We start from the raw sequence: 19899 nt of genomic DNA, 5'->3' as shown, positions 1-19899 counted from the left end.
GCGTAGCGCGACGACGCGGTGACCGGACACCCGGTCACCGCTCCGGGGCTCTGCCCCGGACCCGGTCCGCGTCGCCGGGCGGGCTTGAAAAACCAAGCCCGTCCGGCGATCGCGGACAGAGGCGGCAGCCGCACGGCTCCGGCCGCCCCTCACCCCCGCGGCAAAGCCTCAAGCGTGCGGGTGGCCTCCTTCATCACCCGGTCCACCAGCGCCGCCACGCTCGGCAGGTCCTCGATCAGCCCCGCGACCTGGCCCGACGCCATCACCCCGAGGTCCGTTCGGCCGTCGACCATGGCCGCCCTGAGCAGCATGGGGGTGTTGGCCGCCAGCAGGATCTGGCTCCACGACAGGTCCTTGCCGTGCTTCATCGCGAGACCGTCCCGCACCATCCGGCGCAGGCTCAGCCCCGACAGCCGTCCGAAACCGGCTGCGCTGCGCACCGCCGTCGCCAGGGCCCTCACCCGGCCCGCGTTCTCCAGCGCGGCCACCATCTCCGTACGCAGCATCCGGTGCGGCAGCCCGTCCACGGCCCGCGTCACCGTGACGTCATTGACACCCGACGCCAGATAGCGGGCCTTCACCGCGTCCGGGACCGTCGAGTCGGACGTCAGCAGGAAGCGCGTACCCATCGCGATCCCCGCCGCCCCGTACGCCAGCGCCGCGACCAGACCCCGGCCGTCGTGGAATCCGCCCGCCGCGATCACCGGGATGCCGACCGCGTCCACAACCTGCGGCAGCAGTACGGTCGTTGCCACGTCACCCGTGTGCCCACCGCCCTCGCCGCCCTGCACGATCACCGCGTCCGCCCCCCACGCGGCGACCTTCTCGGCGTGGCGCCGGGCTCCGACCGACGGGATGACGACCACCCCCGCGTCCTTGAGCTCCGCGATCAGATCCTTCGACGGGGCCAGTGCGAAGGACGCCACCTTCACCCCCTCGTCGACGATGACCCGGACCCGCTCGCGGGCGTCACCGGCATCCGCGCGCAGATTGACCCCGAACGGTGCGCCCGTACGCGAGCTGACCTCACGTACCGCCGCGCGCAGTTGCTCCACCGTCATCGTCGCGGAGCCCAGGATGCCGAGTGCGCCCGCCTCGGCGGTGGCGGAGACCAGCCGGGGGCCGGCAACCCATCCCATGCCCGTCTGCACGATCGGGTGCCTGACCCCGACGAGTTCGGTGAGCGGGGTGCGCATCAGGACCTGACCTCGCGGTCGCGGGTGCCTGCCGGGTCGATGACCTCGCGGATCAGGCGCAGTTCCTCCGCGGTGGGCTCGCGGGTGTCCGGGACGTCGTCCGCGATCGCGAGCGCGAAGCCGGTGGCCTCGCGGACCCGGTCGACGGTGACCCCCGGATGCAGCGAGACCAGCCGCATGGAGTGGTCCGGGGTCGCGAAGTCGAAGACCCCGAGATCGGTGACGACCCGAGGGATGCGGTGGAAGCGGGCCGCCGAAGGGCCCGCCGCTGCCGCACTGTCGTAGCCCACGCCACAGATCATGTCGACGCGCTCGACGAAGACCCGGGGGGAGTGCTTGGGAACCCAGTAACTGACCGGGTTGTTCAGGGTGTTGACCGGTGCACCACGGACACCGAGGAGCTGGCGGGCGGGCCGGTCCCAGTCGCCGATGCAGGAGATGTTCTGGTTGCCGAACCGGTCTATCTGGCTCGCGCCCATCATCACGTGCCGCTTGCCGCCGGTGACCATCGTGAGGTGCTGGCGGTACGGCAGCCAGCCCTCCGGGGTGCCGTCCAGGCCGACGATCATCGCCTCGCCGTCGGTGAGCAGAAGGCCGGGGGAGAACGTGCGCTTGGCGAGACGGGCGCCGACGGACGGGATCAGGCCCATCGGGCCGGCGAGCACCTCACCGTTGTCGCGCCATGCCTCGGCGCACGCGATCACGCAGTACTCGGCCCGGGTGACGGTCCTCGTCCTCATCGCTGCTCCTCGTGCCAGGTCCGGACAGCGCACTGGTAGTCCTTCTCGGTGCCGTGCGGGGGCAGGAACCGCTCGGCGAACGCCGCCCAGGTGCCGGGGTCCGCGGCGGCGGTGGCGTACGCCTTCTGGAACGGCTCGTCGCGGGGGTGGTCGGGGGCGCAGGAGGTGAAGTGCGCCCCGTTCGGGGTCTCGATGACGCCGGTAACGCTGTGCCGCTTGACGAGGAGGGTCTGCGGGGCGGCGTCCGCGGTCAGTTCGGCGGTCTCCACGAGCCGCTCGCAGGAGACGTACGCGGTGTCGGCGGCCTCGCAGAACAGGTCGTCGAAGTACGGGTCGGGCCCCAGGTACTGGCCGTTGCCCAGCCGGTCCGCGCGGTTCACGTGGACCAGCGCGGCGTCCAGCCGCAGGGCGGGCACCGCGACCAGCTCCTCGCCGTCCTCGTACGGCGAAGTGACCGTGCGCAGACCCGGGTTGACCCGCATGACGTCGGAACCGAGACCCGCCCGCACGGGGAGGAACGGCAACCGGTTGGCGGCGGCGTGCAGCCCCCACATGAACATCGCCTCGTCGATCTCCATCAGCTCGAACGCACCGCGCTCACGGGCCGCCCGGAAGTGTGGTTCGAGGGGGATCGAGTCGAGCGTGACGAAGGCCGCCACCAGCTTGCGGATCTTCCCGGCGGCGGCGAGCAGGCCGACATCGGGGCCGCCGTACGCGACCACGGTCAGATCGGTGACGGGGGACCGGAGCAGTGCCCGCACCAGCGCCATCGGCTTGCGGCGCGAACCCCAGCCGCCGATGCCGACGGTCATGCCGCTGTCGAGCCGGGCGACGGCCTCCTCGGCCGTCATGGTCTTGTCGGTCACGGTCGGGCCTCCTTGCCGAAGGTGTCACGGACGCGGCCGGCGATCCCGCTGAGGTTGGCCTCGAAGGTGAAGCCCTGCTCGAAGCGGTAGCTGCGGTGTACGTCCACCGGGTCGATCCCGTTGATCGCGGCCTTGGCCAGCCGGATCAGATACCCGTCCTTGCGGGCGATCTCCTCGGCCAACTCCACTGCGGTGCACATGAGTTCTGGGAGCGGTACGACCTTCCAGACCGATCCGTGGGCGTGCAGTTCGGCTGCGGTCGCGGTGCGCGAGGTGTAGTACAGCGCGCGCATCAGGTGCTGCGGGACCAGTCGGGCGAGATGGGTGGCGGCGCCGAGTGCGCCGCGGTCCAGCTCGGGCAGGCCGAACGTGGCGTCGTCGCTCGCCACGATCACATCGGCGTTGCCGACGAGACCGATTCCGCCGCCCAGGCAGAACCCGTTCACCGCGGCGACGACCGGGACCTCGCACTCGTACACGGCGGCGAAGGCTTCGAAACAGCCGCGGTTGGCGCCGATGAGGGTGCCATGACCCGTATCGGCCCGCATCTCCTTGATGTCGACGCCCGCGTTGAAGCCACGCCCGGTGGCGGCCAGGACGACGCAGCGGACCTTGGGGTCGCGGCCCTCGGTACGGACCGCGTCGGCGAGGTCGTACCAGCCCTGTACGGGCAGGGCGTTGACGGGCGGGTGGTCGACGGTGACGACGGAGACGGCTTCGGTGGGACGTGAGGTGGAGACACCCATGGGCGGATCAGCTACCTTTCCACCAAACATTTGTTAGGTGTGGAAGGTAGCAGCCTGCCTCCACATCGCCAACAGGGGAGATGTGAGAGATGACTTCGACCGCGAGCGGGAGCGGACTCTGTGCGGGCCGGGTCGTCGTCGTGACGGGGGCGGGCCGGGGCCTCGGCCGCGCCCACGCGCTGGCCTTCGCCGCCGAGGGGGCCAGGGTCGTCGTCAACGACCTCGGGGCCGGTCCCGCGGGTGACGGCGTCTCGCCGGGACCCGCCCGGCAGGTGGCCGACGAGATCGTCGCGGCGGGCGGGGAAGCGGTGGTGAACGGCGGGGACATCGCGACGGCGGAGGGGGCGTCGTCCCTGGTCGCGGACGCGCTGGAATCCTTCGGACGGCTGGACACCGTGGTCAACAACGCGGGGTTCGTGCGGGACCGGATGCTCGTGAATCTGGACGAGGACGACTGGGACGCCGTGATGAGGGTCCACCTCAAGGGCCACTTCCTGCCCCTGAAGCATGCGGCGGCGCACTGGCGGGCGGAGGCCAGGGCGGGACGGACGCCCGTGGCCCGGGTGATCAACACCAGTTCGGGCGCGGGACTCCTCGGCAGCGTGGGGCAGGCCAACTACGCCGCCGCCAAAGCCGGCATCGTCGCCCTGACGCTGGTCGCGGCCGCGGAGCTGGGCCGGTACGGAGTCCAGGTCAACGCCATCGCCCCGGCCGCCAGGACCCGGATGACCGAGCAGACGTTCGCGGAGACGATGGCGGCGCCCGGGGGCGGGGCGTTCGACGCGATGGCCCCGGAGAACGTGTCCCCGCTCGTGGTGTGGCTCGGCTCGGCCGCGAGCGAGGGCGTGACGGGACGGGTCTTCGAGGCGGAGGCGGGCCGGATCACGGTGATGGAGGGCTGGCGCCCGGGCCCGACGGCGGACCGGGGAGCGCGCTGGGCCCCGGCGCGGGCGGGGGAGGAGGTCCGGGCGCTGCTCAAGGAGGCGGAGACACCGGGAGCGGTGTACGGGGCGAGGCCACCCGCACCACCGACCGAGCCCGCAAACCCCGGCCCGGCTCCGTCGCCGGTCCAGGCAGCCGATCCCAGCCCGTCCGGCGCTTGAGGACCGGGGTCCGGGGCGGAGCCCCGGTCACCAGGCCCCCGCGCCCCTCACGTATCGCACTCCAGCACCGTCCGGCACAACCCGCACCGCGCCCGTACCCGCCCCCGGACCGGGACGCGGATGCGCTGGTGGCAGGTGGGGCAGTCGAAGGAGACCCGCAGACCCTGGCCATGGCCCTCGACCTCGAACGCGTACGGAACCCCTGGGCCGGCCGCCGCCCCTGGGTGGTCCCGCGCGTACCGCCGGTCCTTCGCGTAGCGGCGGCGGCCCGCCCACCCCGCCTCCCTCAGCGGCGGCTGCCGCCCGTCCCGCAGGGCGAGTTCCCGTCCCTTCGCGTACGCCGTGTACGCCTGCGGGCTGGTGAACCACGGCGAGGGGTCCTCGTCGAAGACCAGCGCCCGCTTCGCCAGGACGTACCCGAACTCCTCCGGCGTGAGATAGCCGAGCTTCTGGCTGGACGTCGCGTCCTCACGGAAGGCGTCCAGCAGCAGCCAGCCGGCTCCGAGATAGGCCGCCGCCGTGTCGGTCAGGATCTCGTTGTCGCGCGTGCCGGGGAACTCCAGCCCGAGCCGGTGCAGCAGCACGTGCATGACCTCGTGCGCCAGCGCGGCGCCGATGTCCCGGCGATGCGTGCGGAACCGGTCGTTGAGCTCGATGAAGTACTCGGGCCCCGCCGCCAGTTCGACGCTCGCGGCGTGATCCATCCGCCGGAAGCCGACGATCATGCGCGCATCGGGCAGACGCAGATGCCGGACCATCGCATGGGCCACCCGCTGCGCTCCGAGATGCAGGTCGTCCACGTCGGAGAACGCGGCGTCGGCGGGCACGAGGCTCGTGGCGTACGCGTGCATACCGTCGCGGGAGATCCGCCGGTACAGCGCGGTGATCGCGGACCGGACCGTGTCGATATGCGGAAATCCATGGACCACCGGACTGCCGTCATGCACGCCGGAACCCCCATCCGTAACGCTCAACGGACCTCCACTGTATGCCGGGAGACGCGTCGAGGAGCCGTCGTACACCCCGTGGGCGTGGCCGGAAAGTACGCCTTGTGGACGCGGTGATCACTTCCCGATAATCCGACCACGCCTTTGTCGGGCTCATGCCGAGAACTGCCTGTGGCAGGACTCCGGCTCTGGCGCGCAAGCCCCCATGCAACCCCCCACGAAAGAAGGCAGTTCGTTGAAGCAGCTTCTGCGTGCGCTGAAAAGATGCACCGTCATAGCCGCCGTGGCCCTCGCCACCGTCAGCCTCCAGCCCACCGCATCCGCGGCACCCGCCCCCGTCGTCGGCGGAACCCGCGCCGCCCAGGGCGAATTCCCGTTCATGGTCCGGCTCTCCATGGGCTGCGGCGGTGCGCTCTACGCCAAGGACATCGTCCTGACCGCCGCCCACTGCGTGAGCGGCTCGGGCAACAACACCTCCATCGTCGCCACGACGGGCGTCGTCGACCTCCAGTCGTCCGCCGCCGTCAAGGTCAGGTCCACCAAGGTCCTCCGGGCCCCCGGCTACAACGGCACCGGCAAGGACTGGGCGCTGATCAAGCTGGCCTCGCCCGTCAACCAGCCGACACTGAAGATCGCCACGACCACCGCGTACAACCAGGGCACCTTCACCGTCGCGGGCTGGGGCGCCGCCACCGAGGGCGGCGGCCAGCAGCGCTACCTCCTCAAGGCGAACGTGCCGTACGTCTCCGACGCCGCCTGCCAGGACGCCTACGGCGGCTCCCTCGTCCCCGGTGAGGAACTCTGCGCCGGATACCTCGCCACCGGTGGAGTCGACACCTGCCAGGGCGACTCCGGCGGCCCCATGTTCCGCAAGGACAACGCCGGAGCCTGGCTCCAGGTCGGCATCGTCAGCTGGGGCGAGGGCTGCGCACGGGCCGGCTACCCCGGTGTGTACACCGAGGTCTCGACCTTCGCCTCCGCCATCGCGTCAGCGGCGGCGACGCTCTGACCCCGCTGTCTGATCACCATTGAACCTCCCCGGGGGTGCCCGGCCGGACGGGCACCCCCGGACCCAGCTCCACGAACGGGTCGCCGGCCCCCTCCAGTTCCAGCACCCACACCTCGTTGGAGCCGGCCCGCAGCACCGGACCCGGCACGTACAGCGTCTCCTGCGGTCCCGCCGACCAGTAACGTCCCAGACAGAAGCCGTTGACCCAGACGAACCCCCGGGTCCAGCACGGCAGTTCGAGCCCACCGTCCCCGGTCCCCGACACAGGAGCCTCGAACGTCCCCCGGAACAGACCCGTCCGCCCCGCCGTGGACCGGCCGGCGTCCCGGAACGCGACCGCCGAGACCCCGTCCGCCCCGTCGAACGCGTCGAGCCGCAGCGCACGCGCCCGCACCCCGTGCAGGAACTGCCGCTCGTGCAGCACCCCGCCCGTGAGGCCCTTGGGCTCGCCCAGCCGGCGCCCGTAGTTGACCCGGCCCAGCGACTCCACCCACAGCTCGACCTGCGCGGGACCCGCGACCGGCTCCGCGAGGGTGCCGTCCTCCTCGGTCAGCACACCGGCCCGGACGCCGTCCACGTACACCACCGCCCGGTCCCGGAGACCCACCGCGCCCAGCGCGTACGGCCGGCGCGGGCCCGGCACGTCGACCCGGTAGCGCACCAGACCACGGTCCACACCGAGCTCCTCGAAGGTCGGCGGCACCCCGCTCTCCGCCGTCTCCGGATCACCCAGCGCCTCCAGCACGTCCACCAGGGGCGCCCACCGCGTCAGCCGCGCCCGCACCGTTTCCGTGAGTACGGCCGGCGGCGCCGGCAGCTCCGGGAGCGGACCGTCCAGATACCCGGCGAGCACCTCGCGCATCCGCCAGAACTTCTCCGTGGGCCGCCCGTACTCGTCGACCGGTGCGTCGTAGTCGTACGACGTCACCGTGGACCGCAGCTCCTGGTCCTGGAGCGGACCCGAACGGTTCGCACCCGACCACCCCGCGAAGTTCGTCCCCCCGTGCGCCATGTAGATGTTCACGGACGCCCCGCACTCCAGGATCTCCCGCAACGCCTCGGCGGCCTCCGCGGGATCGCGGACGACCGGGTCGGCCCCCCAGTGCTCGAACCAGCCGCACCAGAACTCCATGCACATCAGCGGCCCCCCCGGCTGATGGCGGCGCAGCACACGGAACGCCTCCCGCGCACCCGACCCGAAGTTCGCCGTGGCCAGCAGCCCCGGCACGGAACCACCGGTCAGCATGTGGTCGTCGGGCCCGTCGGAGGTGAACAGCGGCACCGTGACCCCGCACTGCCGCAGCAGCCCCGTCACCTGCTCCAGATGCACACGGTCGCTGCCGTAGCTCCCGTACTCGTTCTCGGCCTGCACCATGATCACCGGGCCGCCGCGGGTGATCTGCCGCTGGACCACCTGCGGCAGCAGCTCCCGGAACCACCGCTCCACCGTCGCCAGATACGCCGCGTCACGGGTCCGCACCCGCCGCCCGAACCGCCCCGTCACCCAGACCGGCAGCCCGCCGTTCTCCCACTCCGCGCAGATGTACGGCCCCGGCCGGACGATCGCCCACAGACCGGCCCGGTGCGCCGCGTCCAGGAACCTGCCGAGCGCGTCCACGTCGTGGAACCGGCCCGGCCGCGGCTCGTGGAAGTTCCACGGCACGTACGTCTCGACACAGTTGAGGCCCATGGCACGCAGCATCGACAGCCGGTGGTCCCACTGCTCCTCGTGCACCCGGAAGTAGTGCATCGCCCCCGACAGCAGGCGTACGGGCTCGCCGTCGAGCAGGAAGTGGTCGTCCCCCACGGTGAAGTCAGGCATCGTGCTCGTACTCTCCTGTGTGCCTCGGTGTCCCCTGGCCGGCCCCCCGTGCGCCGGTCGGTCCAACTTTCACCCTCTGGCGTACAGCCGGTCCATGGACAAAGATCACTGCTGTTTGGACACAACGTGAAGCAGAACGAAGAAGGGGAGGAAGGCCGGCCGATGTACCACACCTGGATGCGCTTCTTCACTCCCAGCCCGCTCCACCACCGGCTGGGCCTGGTCTGTCTCGGCGTGGGCCTTCAGCACGGCGCCCTGCCGCCCGTCGGCCCGCGCACCCTCGACCACCACGTGGCGGTCATCGTCAACTCGGGCAGCGGCTGGTTCATCGGCCCGGACGGCAGGCGCGTGCCCGTCACCGCCCCCAGCCTCATCTGGCTCACCCCCGGCACACCGCACCACTACGGGGCCGGTCCGGGCACCGGCTGGGACGAGAGCTTCGTCGACTTCACCGGCCCCGCCACGACGACGTACACCGAGCTCGGCTGCATCGAACCGGACCGCCCCCTCGTCCCGCTCTCCGACACCGCGGGACCGCGCGCCGCCGTGAGCCGCATCGTGCGCGCCGCCCGCCGGGGCAACCCGCTCCTGGAAGTGGAGACGGGGGCCGCCGTCCACGAACTCCTCGTGTCCCTGCGCCGGGCCCGCGCCGACATCGGTCCGGACGGCGACCCCGTGCTCCAGGCCCTGGCCCGCGAGGCGTTCCAGCCGCTGTCCGTCGCCGAGCACGCCTCCCGCCACGGCATGACACCCGCCGAACTGCGCTCCGCGGTACGGCGGGGCGCAGGATGCAGCCCCAAGGACTTCCTGCTGGGCATCCGGCTCGGCCGCGCCAAGGAACTCCTCGCCGCGACGGACCTGCCCGTCGCCTCGGTCGCCCGCCGCGTGGGGTACGACGACCCGGCGTACTTCTCCCGGCTGTTCGCCCGCCGCGTCGGCACGGCCCCGGTGCGCTTCCGCGAACAGCAGGGGCGCAGCGTCCCGGGCGGCTGGAGCGACCGGATACCCGACCCGGACCACCCGCCGACGATCACCGGCTAGCGCCTCTCGTTTAAGCTCGCTGACCATGATGACCAGCGACATCGACGAGTCCGTACGCGCCGAACTGAACCGGCTGCGCGAGAGCATCGACAACATCGACGCCGCAGTCGTCCATATGCTCGCCGAACGCTTCAAGTGCACCCAGCAGGTCGGCCACCTCAAGGCCGAGCACCACCTGCCGCCCGCCGACCCCGCCCGCGAGGGCCGGCAGATCGCCCGGCTGCGACAGCTCGCCGAGAGCGCGAAGCTGGACCCGGCGTTCGCCGAGAAGCTGCTGAACTTCGTCGTCGCGGAGGTCATCCGCCACCACGAGCGGATCGCGGAGGAATCCGCGAACGGCGAGACCGCGTAGGGCAACCCGCCGGGCCGCCCCCCGACGCGGCCCGGCGGACACCCCGTACCGGCGCCGACACCCGCCGTCACCAACGCCCCGGACCGCCCCCTGACCCACGTGCCGCCCGGCCATCAGCGCGCCCGCAGCGCTACGGCGGACCGAGACCGGACCCGCGCCCAGCCTCCCGGCCGCGTGCCCCAGCCCACGCTCGGCCCGCGCTCAGCCCACGCTCAGCCCTGCGAGAACCCGGCTGCACACCCTCGTACGCGTACGGCAGCATGGGCCCATGTCCGTACTGACGCGCAACGAAGCGCAGACCCGAGCCCAGCTCCTCGACGTACACCGGTACACGATCGACCTCGATCTCACCGCGGGCGAGGAGACCTTCGACTCCCGCACCGTCATCCACTTCACCGCCCACGCGGCCGGGGACACGTTCGTCGAGCTCAAGCCCGCCACCCTGCGCTCCGTCACGCTCGACGGACAGCCCCTCGACCCGGACCTCCTCGTCGAGAACCGCTACCCCCTCACCGCGCTCACCCCCGGCCCGCACGAACTGCGCGCCGACGCCGCCATGCGCTATTCACGCACCGGCGAAGGCATGCACCGCTTCACCGACCCCACCGACGGTGAGACGTACGTCTACACCCAGCTCTTCATGGACGACGTCCAGCGCGTCTTCGCCGCGTTCGACCAGCCCGACCTCAAGTCCGTATTCGAGATCACCGTCACCGCCCCCGACGGCTGGACCGTCCTCGGCAACGGCATCGCCGAACACACCGGCGACGGCCACTGGACCATCGCCCCCACCCCCCTCATCTCCACCTACCTCGTCGCCGTGGCCGCCGGCCCCTGGTACTCCGTGACCACCCAACACGCCGGACTGCCCTTCGGCATCCACTGCCGCCGCTCCCTCGCCCCGTACCTCGACGCCGACGCCGACGAGATCCTCGACATCACCCGCGCCTGCTTCGACCGCTACCACGAGAAGTTCGACGAGCCGTACCCCTTCGACTCGTACGACCAGGCATTCGTCCCCGAGTTCAACGCCGGCGCCATGGAGAACCCCGGGCTCGTCACCTTCCGCGACGAGTTCGTCTACCGCTCCGCCGTCACCGACACCGAACGCCAGACCCGCGCCATGGTCATCTCCCACGAGATGGCCCACATGTGGTTCGGCGACCTCGTCACCCTCTCCTGGTGGGACGACATCTGGCTCAACGAGTCCTTCGCCGAATACATGGGCTACCAGACCCTCACCGAAGCCACCCGCTTCACCGACACCTGGGTCGAGTTCGGCGTCGCCCGCAAGGGCTGGGGCTACGACGCGGACCAACGCCCCTCCACCCACCCCGTCGCCCCCGACCCCGAGGCCGTCCCCGACACCGCGTCCGCACTCCTCAACTTCGACGGCATCAGCTACGCCAAGGGCGCGTCCGCCCTGCGCCAACTCGTCGCCTGGCTCGGCGAGAAGGACTTCCTGGCCGGCATCAACACCCACTTCGCCCGCCACAAGTTCGCCAACGCCACCCTCGCCGACTTCATCGACAACCTCGCATCCGCCACCGACCGCGACGTCCACGCCTGGGCCGACCAGTGGCTGCGCACCACCGGCATCGACACCCTCACCGCCCGCGTCGCCGAAAGCGGCGGCCAGTGGACCGTCACCGTCGACCGCGACGGCAGCCGCCCCCACCGCATCACCGTCGGAGCATACGAACACACCCTGGACACCCAGTCCGGACCGGACCGACTCGTCCTGCGCGACCGCTTCGAACTCGACGTCCCCCAGGGCGAAACCGTCCCCGCACGGCCCGGCCGCCGCCCCGCCCTCCTCGTCCTCAACGACGGCGACCTGACCTACGCCAAGGTCCGCCTCGACCCCGAGTCCTGGGAAACCGTCGTACGGTCCCTCTCCGGCATCCCCGACCCACTGACCCGCGCCCTGGTCTGGAACACCGCCCGCGACATGGTCCGCGACGGCGAACTCGCCCCCGCCGCCTACCTGGCCGCCGCCCGCACCCACCTCCCGCACGAGTCCGACCTCGCCGTCGTCCAGGGCGTCCTCTCCTTCGCGTCCCACCAGATCGCCGACCGCTTCCTGACCCCCGAAGACCGCCCCACAGCCCTCGCCACCCTCACCGCCATCTGCCGCGACCTCATCCGGCGGACCGAGGACGGCTCCGCACCCGGCCTGCGCCTCATCGCCGTACGCCACTTCATCGACGCCGCCACCCAGCCCGACGGCATCCAGGACTGGCTCGCCGGCGGCACCGTCCCCGGCGGACCCGAGCTCGACCCCGAACTCCGCTGGCGCATCCTCACCCGCCTCGCCGTCCTCGGCGCCACCGACGAGGCCGCCATCGACGCCGAACTGGCCCAGGACCCCAGCGCCACCGGACAGGAAGGCGCCGCCCGCTGCCGGGCCGCCCTCCCCACCCCCGAAGCCAAAGCCGCCGCCTGGCACGCCATGTTCAGCGACGACTCCCTCTCCAACTACCTCTTCACCGCCACCGCCCAGGGCTTCTGGCAGCCCGAACAGGACGAACTCGTACGCGAGTACGTACCCCGCTACTACCCCGACGCCACCGCCCTCGCCGTCCGCCGCGGACCCGCCATCGCCGAAGCGGCCGGCCGCTACGCCTTCCCCGCAACCACCGTCGACACCGAAAGCCTCCACCTCGGCACCCGAGCCCTGGACGACCAGGCCCTCATCCCCGCGCTGCGCCGCAAACTCGTCGACCAGCTCGACGACCTCCGCCGCGCCCTCACCGTCCGCGACACCCACTGACCCACACCCCCCGCACCACACCCGTGCCCGGCCACCCTCCCCAAGGGCGGCCGGGCACACCCATAGCAGGCGAACCCCCGGCAAACAGACCCCATCGACCCCCAGTACCCCTTTAGAGTTCAGATCGTTGTGCTCTTCGGCCGCGCCGACCGAAACCCGGACAAGCTGGCATGTCCACCACCGCGCACCCGAAGGGCCACACCACCCATGCCCACCCCACCCCTCGCCGGAGGCACCGCAGGCCCAGCCGCCCTGCGCCCCCTCCTCGACACGGTGCTCAGCGCCCTCGAAGACGGCGCCGGCCGGCGCGGCGGACCCCTCCCCGCGGGCGGGCCCGACACCACCACCTCCCGGATGCGCACCGCCGGCCGCCCCCTCATCCCCGACACCGGAACCGGCGCCGAACACGCCCTGCGCACCCTCGTCACCGCACTCGCCGAAGGCGCCGCAGACCCGGCACACCCACACTGCGCAGCCCACCTCCACACCCCGCCGCTCGCCCTCGCCGCCGCCGCGGACCTCGCCGCCTCCGCACTCAACCCCTCCATGGACTCCTGGGACCAGGCCCCCGCCGCCTCCGCCCTCGAAGCCGAACTCACCGCCGTACTCGCCGCCGAGATCTACCCGCGCGCCACCACACCCGACGCCGTCATCACCACCGGCGGCACCGAGGCCAACCAACTCGCCCTGCTCCTCGCCCGCGAGCGCCACGGACCCGTACAGACCATCCACGGAGCCAACGCCCACCACAGCATCACCCGCGCCACCTGGCTCCTCGGACTCCCCGAACCAGCCGTCGTCCCCGCCCCCACAGGCGTCATGGACCTCGCCGCACTCGACGAAGCCCTCACCCAACTCCACCGCCCCCTCCTCGTCACCGCCACCGCGGGCACCACCGACACCGGACAGATCGACCCCCTCGACGCCATAGCCGACCTCTGCACGGCACACGGCGCCGAACTCCACATCGACGCCGCCTACGGCGGACCACTCCTCTTCAGCCCCACCCACCGACACAGACTCCACGGCCTCGACCGCGCCCAGAGCGTCACCTTCGACCTGCACAAACTCGGCTGGCAGCCCGCATCCGCCTCACTCCTCGCCGTCCCCGGCCACCACGAACTCGACCCACTCCACCACCGCGCCCCCTACCTCAACGCCGACGACGACACCGAAGCCGGCCTCCCCGACCTCCTCGGCCGCTCCCTGCGCACCACCCGCAGACCCGACGCCCTGAAGATCGCAGTCACCCTCCAGGCACTCGGCCGCACCGGACTCGCCGACCTCGTCGACCGCACCATCGCCACCGCCCGGCAACTCGCCGACCTGATCACCGGACACCCCGCACTCGACCTCTACGACCGCCCCACCATCAGCACCGTCCTCTTCCGGCCCACCGGCGCCCCCGACCACACCGTGGCCGTCATCCGCCGCACCCTCCTCAACCGCGGCCACGCCGTACTCGGCCGCGCCGAAGCCGACGGCCGCCGCTGGCTCAAAGCGACCCTCCTCAACCCCCACACCACCCCCGACGACCTCCACACCCTCATCGACCTCGTCACCACCGTCGCAGACGGCCTCGCGGAAGGCAGCACACCCCGATGACCGACCGGCCCACCCCCGAACCCGACCAGCCACACGACCTCGTCGGCATCGGCATCGGCCCCTTCAACCTCTCCCTCGCCGCCCTCGCTCACGGCGTACCCGGCGCCCCCGGCCACCCCCAGCCACTCGCCGCCACGTTCTACGAACAACGCCCCGCCTTCCACTGGCACCCCGGCCTCCTCATCGACGGCGCCAGCCTCCAAGTCCCCTTCCTCGCCGACCTCGTCACCCTCGCCGACCCCGCCAGCCCCTGGTCCTTCCTCAACTACCTGCGCAGCCGAGACCGGCTCTTCCCCTTCTACTTCGCCGAGCGCTTCCACATCCAACGAGCCGAATACGACGCCTACTGCCGCTGGGTCAGCGACCAACTCCCCGGACTCCACTTCGGCCACCAGGTCGACGCCGTCCGCTGGAACACCGAACGCGCCCTCTACGAAGTCGACTTCACCAAACTCGACGCCGACGGCGAAGCCGAAGCACTCGGCCGCGCCTACACCCGCCACGTCGCCATCGGCGTCGGCACCGAACCCTTCGTCCCCGAACCCCTCAAACCCCTCGCCGAAGCCGAATCCGTCCCCGTCATCCACTCCGCGGACTACCTCGCCCACCGCGACCGCCTCCTCGAAGCCGAACACATCACCGTGATCGGCTCCGGCCAGTCCGGCGCCGAAATCTTCCTCGACCTGCTCCGCGCCCGCCCCGCCGGAACCGAGAAGATCCACTGGCTCGCCCGCACCGCCGCCTTCGCACCCATGGAGTACTCCAAGCTCGGCCTGGAACACTTCACCCCCGACTACAGCCGCTACTTCCACGCCCTCCCCGAATGCGTACGCGACGAACTCGTCCCCCACCAGTGGCAGCTCCACAAAGGCATCGACGCCGACACCATCGCCGCCATCCACGACGAGCTATACCGACGCACCCTCCACGGCGGCTGGCCCGACGCCACCCTCACCCCCGGCGTCTCCGTACGCACCGCCGGCCGCGTCGCCAACACCCGCGTCGAACTCCACCTCGAACACACCCAGCAAGCCACCCGCTCCCGCCTCACCACCGACGCCGTCGTCCTCGCCACCGGCTACCGCGAACGCCCCCTCGACGGCCTCCTCACCGGCCTCGACCCCTACATGCGCCGCGACGCCTCCGCACGCCCCCGCATCGACGACCGCTTCCGCCTCGTCCTCGACCCCACCGTCACCGGCCACGTCTACGTACAGAACGCCGAACGCCACACCCACGGAGTCGGCGCCCCCGACCTCGGACTGGCCGCCTGGCGCAGCGCCACCATCCTCAACGACCTCACCGGCACCAACCCCTACCCCCTCCCCGACCGCACCGCCTTCACCACCTTCGGCCTCACCCCCTCGAACAACCCCCGCATCCCCGCCCAGAACCCCGGCCTCATCCCGCTGGTCCAGGGCAACTGACCACCGACAAAGCGGCCGTCCCCCCGCAACCAACCGGGGAACGGCCGCTCACCGCCACGCAGCCACCCACCGCCTAGAACACCGGCGAACCGTCCCGCGTCAGCCGCCAGCCCACCGCGGCGAACTGCGCCGGATCAACCGAGCCCTTCGCCTTCACCCAGCTGATGATCGTGTTCCGGATCTCGTCCGAATCGGCCCACACCTGCTTCGCACCCGGCACATGCGGAAAATTGCCCCCACCGCTCGCCCGGTAGTTGTTCACCGCGAACACGAACTGCGCCGCCGGATCGATCGCCACACCCTCGAACGTCAGATTCACGATCCGCGAACCCACCGGCTTCGCGACGTCGATGTCATACGCCACCCCCGACACCGCGTCATAGTTGTAATCCGGAATGCCGCCGGCGTTCGTCAGCTTCGACGTATCCACCGGAGCACCCGCGGCCGTCTGCACGTAATACCGCGCCGAGTACTCCAGGTACTCCTTCAACTGCGCACCCGTCAGCAACCGCGCTTCAAGCGTGTTCTCGAACGGGTACAGCCCCGCCGCATCCTTGATCGTCACCTCACCCGCCGGAATGCCCGCCGTACGCGAGAAGCACGACGCCTGCGACAGCACCGGCAGCGCCGCGTACTCGCCACCCGCCAGACCCGCCCTCACCGTCTCCGCCTGCACCTGATTGATCAGATCGATGATCGGCTCGTCCTTCCACGGCGCCTGCGCCGTCGACATCGCCACCACCGACGTACCGATGACCTGATTCACATAGGCCACCACCTTCGTGTGCTCGTCACCGAGCAGCGAAACGATCTTCGGGTCCTCCGCCACCTCGTTGGAGTTCAGCACCTCCGCGCCGACCCTCTCCACCGTCCAACGGCCCTTCTCCCAGACCAGATCGAAATCGAACAACGTCAGCCGCTGCCCCCACTTCAACGGCTCCGACAGCACGACCTGCTTCCCGGTCTCCTCGTTCGTCACGAAGTACTCGGCAATCTCCGAGTGCGCGTGCCCCACCAGAATCGCGTCGATGCCCGGAACCTGCTCCGCCACCAGACCGGCCGCGTTCTCGACGTACGGCAACTGGTCCCCGTACGACGACGTACCGCTCGAACCCGAATGCGCCGACACGATCACCACGTCCGCACCCATCGAACGCAGCTTCGGAACCCAGCGCGCCGCCTGCTCCTCAAGACCCGGGAACACCATCTTCCCGCCCACATTCGCCTTGTCCCAGATCGCGATGCCGGGATTCGTCAGCCCCAGCACCGCCACCCGCACATCACGCCCGTGCGGCGTACGGAGCCGCTTGATCACATACGGGGCAAAGGCCGGCCGCAGCGTCTTCGCATCCAGCGCGTTCGCACCCAGCAGCGGAAAATCGCACTGCTCCTCGAACTTCCGCAGCACCGGAATGCCGTAGTTGAACTCGTGATTGCCGAGCGCCGCCGCGTCATAACCGATCGCGTTCATCGCCTGCGCCATCGGATGCACCGGACCACGCCTCGCCGTGATCGGGTCGACCTTCGCGTAGTAGTACGAGAGCTGAGTGCCCTGAATCGTGTCACCCGCGTCGATCAGCAGGGTGTTGTGGCGGCCCCGCTCCTCCCGGATCCGGTCGACGAGCGTGGAGATCTTCGCCAGGCCGACATCGTTGTGGGCCTTGTCGTCGAACTCCTTGTCCGTGAAGTAGTCCCAGTTGAAGACATTGCCGTGCAGGTCGGTCGTACCCATCACGGTGAAGGAGTACCGCTTCGCCGGACGGCGCCGGCTCACCGGCTCCGCGGCCACGGCCTGCCCCGCCCCGGCCCCGCCCGCTATCGCCACACCCGCGCCGGCAGCAGCCGAACGGCCCAGAAACGTCCTACGGTTCAACGGCATCCTTGACTCCTCGTTCAATCGAGCAACGCGCGTAGATTCTGGCCCAGCCAGCACCTCCCGCAACACCCCGGGCAGGTTTCGATCTGATGACCACCCCGCACACACCCCCCGTGCCACAGTGAACACATGACCGAAGACGAGACCCCACGCCCCTACGGAACGCCCCGGACCCCCCGCATCACCGTCCGCGGCGAGGCCCACATCGAAGCCGACCCCGAAACCGCCCGCATCTTCGTCACCGTCTCCGCCCGCGGCACCGACCGGCGCGCAGCCCTCGACGACCTCACCCGACGCAACACCCAGGCCATCGAACTGATCAAGACCTACGGCGAAGCCATCGAGACACTCGAAACAGGCACCCTCTCCATCACCCCCCAACTCACCCGCCACGGCCGCGGCGAACGCGTCCGCGCCTACCACGGCAGCGTCCAGCTCAACGTCACCCTCACCGACTTCACCGCCCTCGGCGAACTCACCAGCCGCCTCGCCGACCGCGAACTCACCCGCGTCGAAGGCCCCTGGTGGGCCCTGCGCCCCGGCTCACCCGTCCACGGACGCGCCCGCCGCCAGGCCGTGCGCGAAGCCGTCCAACGCGCCCGCGAATACGCCGAAGCCCTCGACACCGAACTCGGCGCCCTCCTCGAACTCGCCGACACCGGTACGAGCATCGGCCGCCCCGCCCGGCCCGGCTTCGCCAGCCGCGGCGTCGCCTACAGCGAGGCCGGAGCGACGGAACTCGCCGCCGGCCCGGAACCGATCGACCTCGAACCCGTACGCCAGACCGTTCACGCACAGGTCGAGGCGCTGTTCACGATCGCCCCGCCCGCACTTCGATAAACGCTCATCAGAGCGCCCCACCGCACAATTCAACACTTGTCAATAACCCTTCACGCAAAGGTTGTTGAGGTGTCATGCAAGGCCAATTACCTACCCATAGGTAAGGTCTAGGCTCAAACCATGCGCCGAGCAAAAATCGTTTGTACCCTGGGACCCGCGACCGACACATACGACCAGATCAAAGCATTGGTCGAAGCCGGAATGGACATCGCCCGCTTCAACCTCAGCCACGGCACGTACGCCGAACACGAAGCGCGGTACCACCACGTCCGCAAGGCATCCGACGAGACCGGCCGCAGCGTCGGCATCCTCGCCGACCTTCAAGGTCCGAAGATCCGCCTGGGACGCTTCCGCGAAGGCCCCGTACTCCTTGAACGCGGCGACGACTTCACCATCACCGTCGAACCCACGGAAGGCGACCGCCACACCTGCGGCACCACCTACGACGGCCTCGCCGCCGACGTCACCCCCGGTGAACGCATCCTCGTCGACGACGGCCGCGTCACCCTCCAGGTCACCGAAGTCGACGGACCCCGCGTCCGCACCACCGTCATCGAAGGCGGCATGGTCTCCGACCACAAGGGACTCAACCTCCCCGGCGTCGCCGTCTCCGTCCCCGCACTCTCCGAAAAGGACATCGACGACCTGCGCTGGGCCCTGCGCACCGGCGCCGACATCATCGCCCTCTCCTTCGTGCGCAGCGGACGCGACATCGACGACGTCCACCGCATCATGAAGGAGGAGAACCGCCACCTCCCCGTCATCGCCAAGGTCGAGAAGCCCCAGGCCGTCGAGAACATCGACGGCATCGTCGCCGCCTTCGACGGCATCATGGTCGCCCGCGGCGACCTCGGCGTCGAAATGCCCCTGGAACAGGTCCCGATCGTCCAGAAGCGGGCCATCAAACTCGCCAAGCGCAACGCCAAGCCGGTCATCGTCGCCACCCAGATGCTCGACTCGATGATCGACAACTCCCGCCCCACCCGCGCCGAAGCCTCCGATGTCGCCAACGCGGTCATCGACGGCACGGACGCCGTGATGCTCTCGGGCGAGACCAGCGTCGGCAAATACCCCGTGGAGACCGTCCGCACGATGTCCCGCATCGTCGAGGCCGCCGAGGAGGACATCCTCGCCAAGGGCCTGTCCCCGCTGAACGAACGCAACAAGCCCCGCACCCAGGGCGGCGCGGTCGCCCGCGCGGCCGCCGAGATGGGCGACTTCCTCGGCGCGAAGTTCCTGGTGGCCTTCACCCAGAGCGGCGACACGGTCAAGCGCCTCTCGCGCTACCGCTCCCCGATCCCGCTCCTGGCCTTCACCCCGGACCCGGCCACCCGCTCCCAGCTCAACCTGACCTGGGGCGTGGAGACCTTCCTCGGCCCGCACGTCGAATCGACGGACGCGATGGTGGCCCAGGTCGACGAGGAACTCCTGCGGATCGGCCGCTGCCAGAAGGGCGACATCGTGGTGATCACCGCAGGCTCCCCGCCCGGCGTGGCCGGCTCCACGAACCTGGTCCGCGTCCACCACATCGGCGAGGACGACAGCCCGAAGTAGTA

General features: G+C 70.7%; 16 protein-coding genes. 9 read left to right on the top strand and 7 right to left on the bottom strand.

Features of this window, described 5'->3' with window-relative positions:
• Positions 1–149 precede the first annotated feature (149 nt).
• Genes ACFWSK_RS10875 through ACFWSK_RS10860 form a run of 4 tightly spaced genes read right to left on the bottom strand, consistent with a single transcriptional unit; the run spans position 150 to position 3548 of the window.
• Positions 150–1196, bottom strand: coding sequence for an NAD(P)H-dependent flavin oxidoreductase (locus tag ACFWSK_RS10875; protein ID WP_383783544.1), 1047 nt, complete (start codon positions 1194–1196; stop codon positions 150–152).
• The gene (locus ACFWSK_RS10870) at positions 1196–1936 is read right to left on the bottom strand and encodes a CoA-transferase subunit beta (protein ID WP_383783543.1); all 741 of its coding nucleotides are present in this window, start codon (positions 1934–1936) and stop codon (positions 1196–1198) included. The genes ACFWSK_RS10875 and ACFWSK_RS10870 overlap by 1 nt, the downstream gene beginning before the upstream one ends.
• Positions 1933–2787, bottom strand: coding sequence for a CoA transferase subunit A (locus ACFWSK_RS10865; RefSeq protein WP_383783555.1), 855 nt, complete (start codon positions 2785–2787; stop codon positions 1933–1935). The genes ACFWSK_RS10870 and ACFWSK_RS10865 overlap by 4 nt, the downstream gene beginning before the upstream one ends.
• Before the next feature lie 11 nt (positions 2788–2798).
• Positions 2799–3548, bottom strand: a complete 750-nt coding sequence (locus ACFWSK_RS10860; RefSeq protein WP_383783542.1) for an enoyl-CoA hydratase family protein — start codon at positions 3546–3548, stop codon at positions 2799–2801.
• Between the two features lie 89 nt (positions 3549–3637).
• Between ACFWSK_RS10860 and ACFWSK_RS10855 the strand changes: the two genes are divergently transcribed.
• A complete protein-coding gene (locus ACFWSK_RS10855) occupies positions 3638–4651 on the top strand; it encodes an SDR family oxidoreductase (protein ID WP_383783541.1) in 1014 nt (337 codons plus the stop codon).
• Between the two features lie 47 nt (positions 4652–4698).
• Here ACFWSK_RS10855 and ACFWSK_RS10850 read toward each other — a convergent pair whose 3' ends face one another.
• Positions 4699–5625, bottom strand: a complete 927-nt coding sequence (locus ACFWSK_RS10850; RefSeq protein ID WP_383783540.1) for a hypothetical protein — start codon at positions 5623–5625, stop codon at positions 4699–4701.
• 208 nt (positions 5626–5833) lie between these two features.
• On the opposite strand from ACFWSK_RS10850, the gene ACFWSK_RS10845 reads away from it, so the two are divergent.
• Entirely contained in the window at positions 5834–6607 is a 774-nt protein-coding gene (locus tag ACFWSK_RS10845) for a S1 family peptidase (protein WP_383783539.1), read from the top strand.
• Positions 6608–6620: 13 nt separating this feature from the next.
• Here the strand turns inward: ACFWSK_RS10845 and ACFWSK_RS10840 are convergent, their stop codons facing one another.
• Complete coding sequence (locus ACFWSK_RS10840; protein WP_383783538.1) at positions 6621–8429, bottom strand: beta-galactosidase family protein; 1809 nt, start codon at positions 8427–8429, stop codon at positions 6621–6623.
• Between the two features lie 162 nt (positions 8430–8591).
• On the opposite strand from ACFWSK_RS10840, the gene ACFWSK_RS10835 reads away from it, so the two are divergent.
• The 5 genes from ACFWSK_RS10835 to ACFWSK_RS10815 all read left to right on the top strand — a co-directional run bounded on the left by ACFWSK_RS10835 (position 8592) and on the right by ACFWSK_RS10815 (position 15627).
• Complete coding sequence (locus ACFWSK_RS10835) at positions 8592–9470, top strand: helix-turn-helix domain-containing protein (protein WP_383783554.1); 879 nt, start codon at positions 8592–8594, stop codon at positions 9468–9470.
• Positions 9471–9495: 25 nt separating this feature from the next.
• The gene (locus tag ACFWSK_RS10830) at positions 9496–9822 is read left to right on the top strand and encodes a chorismate mutase (RefSeq protein WP_383783537.1); all 327 of its coding nucleotides are present in this window, start codon (positions 9496–9498) and stop codon (positions 9820–9822) included.
• A gap of 268 nt (positions 9823–10090) precedes the next feature.
• Positions 10091–12595, top strand: a complete 2505-nt coding sequence (gene pepN / locus ACFWSK_RS10825) for an aminopeptidase N (protein ID WP_383783536.1) — start codon at positions 10091–10093, stop codon at positions 12593–12595.
• Between the two features lie 207 nt (positions 12596–12802).
• Entirely contained in the window at positions 12803–14200 is a 1398-nt protein-coding gene (locus ACFWSK_RS10820) for a pyridoxal phosphate-dependent decarboxylase family protein (protein WP_383783535.1), read from the top strand.
• The gene (locus ACFWSK_RS10815; protein ID WP_383783534.1) at positions 14197–15627 is read left to right on the top strand and encodes a lysine N(6)-hydroxylase/L-ornithine N(5)-oxygenase family protein; all 1431 of its coding nucleotides are present in this window, start codon (positions 14197–14199) and stop codon (positions 15625–15627) included. Before ACFWSK_RS10820 ends, ACFWSK_RS10815 begins: the two co-directional genes overlap by 4 nt.
• A gap of 73 nt (positions 15628–15700) precedes the next feature.
• Here the strand turns inward: ACFWSK_RS10815 and ACFWSK_RS10810 are convergent, their stop codons facing one another.
• Positions 15701–17506 carry a bifunctional metallophosphatase/5'-nucleotidase gene (locus ACFWSK_RS10810; protein ID WP_383783553.1) on the bottom strand — a complete coding sequence of 602 codons (1806 nt, stop codon included), beginning with the start codon at positions 17504–17506 and terminating at the stop codon, positions 15701–15703.
• Between the two features lie 126 nt (positions 17507–17632).
• Between ACFWSK_RS10810 and ACFWSK_RS10805 the strand changes: the two genes are divergently transcribed.
• Both ACFWSK_RS10805 and pyk read left to right on the top strand, forming a co-directional pair.
• Positions 17633–18343: an SIMPL domain-containing protein gene (locus ACFWSK_RS10805; protein WP_383783533.1), complete on the top strand. Its 711-nt coding sequence runs from the start codon at positions 17633–17635 to the stop codon at positions 18341–18343.
• 120 nt (positions 18344–18463) lie between these two features.
• On the top strand, positions 18464–19897 hold the full coding sequence (gene pyk, locus ACFWSK_RS10800) for a pyruvate kinase (RefSeq protein WP_383783532.1): 1434 nt from the start codon (positions 18464–18466) through the stop codon (positions 19895–19897).
• Positions 19898–19899 lie beyond the last annotated feature (2 nt).

Source organism: Streptomyces sp. NPDC058620 (assembly GCF_042717135.1).
GTDB lineage: Bacteria > Actinomycetota > Actinomycetes > Streptomycetales > Streptomycetaceae > Streptomyces.
This window is presented reverse-complemented; position numbering and strand designations above follow the sequence as displayed.

Excerpts from the sequence above, each read along its gene's own strand:
- ACFWSK_RS10805 (WP_383783533.1), top strand. The coding sequence starts at position 17,633 with ATGACCGAAGACGAGACCCCACGCCCCTACGGAACGCCCCGGACCCCC.
- pepN (WP_383783536.1), top strand. The coding sequence starts at position 10,091 with ATGTCCGTACTGACGCGCAACGAAGCGCAGACCCGAGCCCAGCTCCTC.
- ACFWSK_RS10875 (WP_383783544.1), bottom strand. The coding sequence starts at position 1,196 with ATGCGCACCCCGCTCACCGAACTCGTCGGGGTCAGGCACCCGATCGTG.
- ACFWSK_RS10815 (WP_383783534.1), top strand. The coding sequence starts at position 14,197 with ATGACCGACCGGCCCACCCCCGAACCCGACCAGCCACACGACCTCGTC.
- ACFWSK_RS10865 (WP_383783555.1), bottom strand. The coding sequence starts at position 2,787 with ATGACGGCCGAGGAGGCCGTCGCCCGGCTCGACAGCGGCATGACCGTC.
- ACFWSK_RS10820 (WP_383783535.1), top strand. The coding sequence starts at position 12,803 with ATGCCCACCCCACCCCTCGCCGGAGGCACCGCAGGCCCAGCCGCCCTG.
- pyk (WP_383783532.1), top strand. The coding sequence starts at position 18,464 with ATGCGCCGAGCAAAAATCGTTTGTACCCTGGGACCCGCGACCGACACA.
- ACFWSK_RS10870 (WP_383783543.1), bottom strand. The coding sequence starts at position 1,936 with ATGAGGACGAGGACCGTCACCCGGGCCGAGTACTGCGTGATCGCGTGC.
- ACFWSK_RS10855 (WP_383783541.1), top strand. The coding sequence starts at position 3,638 with ATGACTTCGACCGCGAGCGGGAGCGGACTCTGTGCGGGCCGGGTCGTC.
- ACFWSK_RS10810 (WP_383783553.1), bottom strand. The coding sequence starts at position 17,506 with ATGCCGTTGAACCGTAGGACGTTTCTGGGCCGTTCGGCTGCTGCCGGC.
- ACFWSK_RS10860 (WP_383783542.1), bottom strand. The coding sequence starts at position 3,548 with ATGGGTGTCTCCACCTCACGTCCCACCGAAGCCGTCTCCGTCGTCACC.
- ACFWSK_RS10830 (WP_383783537.1), top strand. The coding sequence starts at position 9,496 with ATGATGACCAGCGACATCGACGAGTCCGTACGCGCCGAACTGAACCGG.
- ACFWSK_RS10840 (WP_383783538.1), bottom strand. The coding sequence starts at position 8,429 with ATGCCTGACTTCACCGTGGGGGACGACCACTTCCTGCTCGACGGCGAG.
- ACFWSK_RS10835 (WP_383783554.1), top strand. The coding sequence starts at position 8,592 with ATGTACCACACCTGGATGCGCTTCTTCACTCCCAGCCCGCTCCACCAC.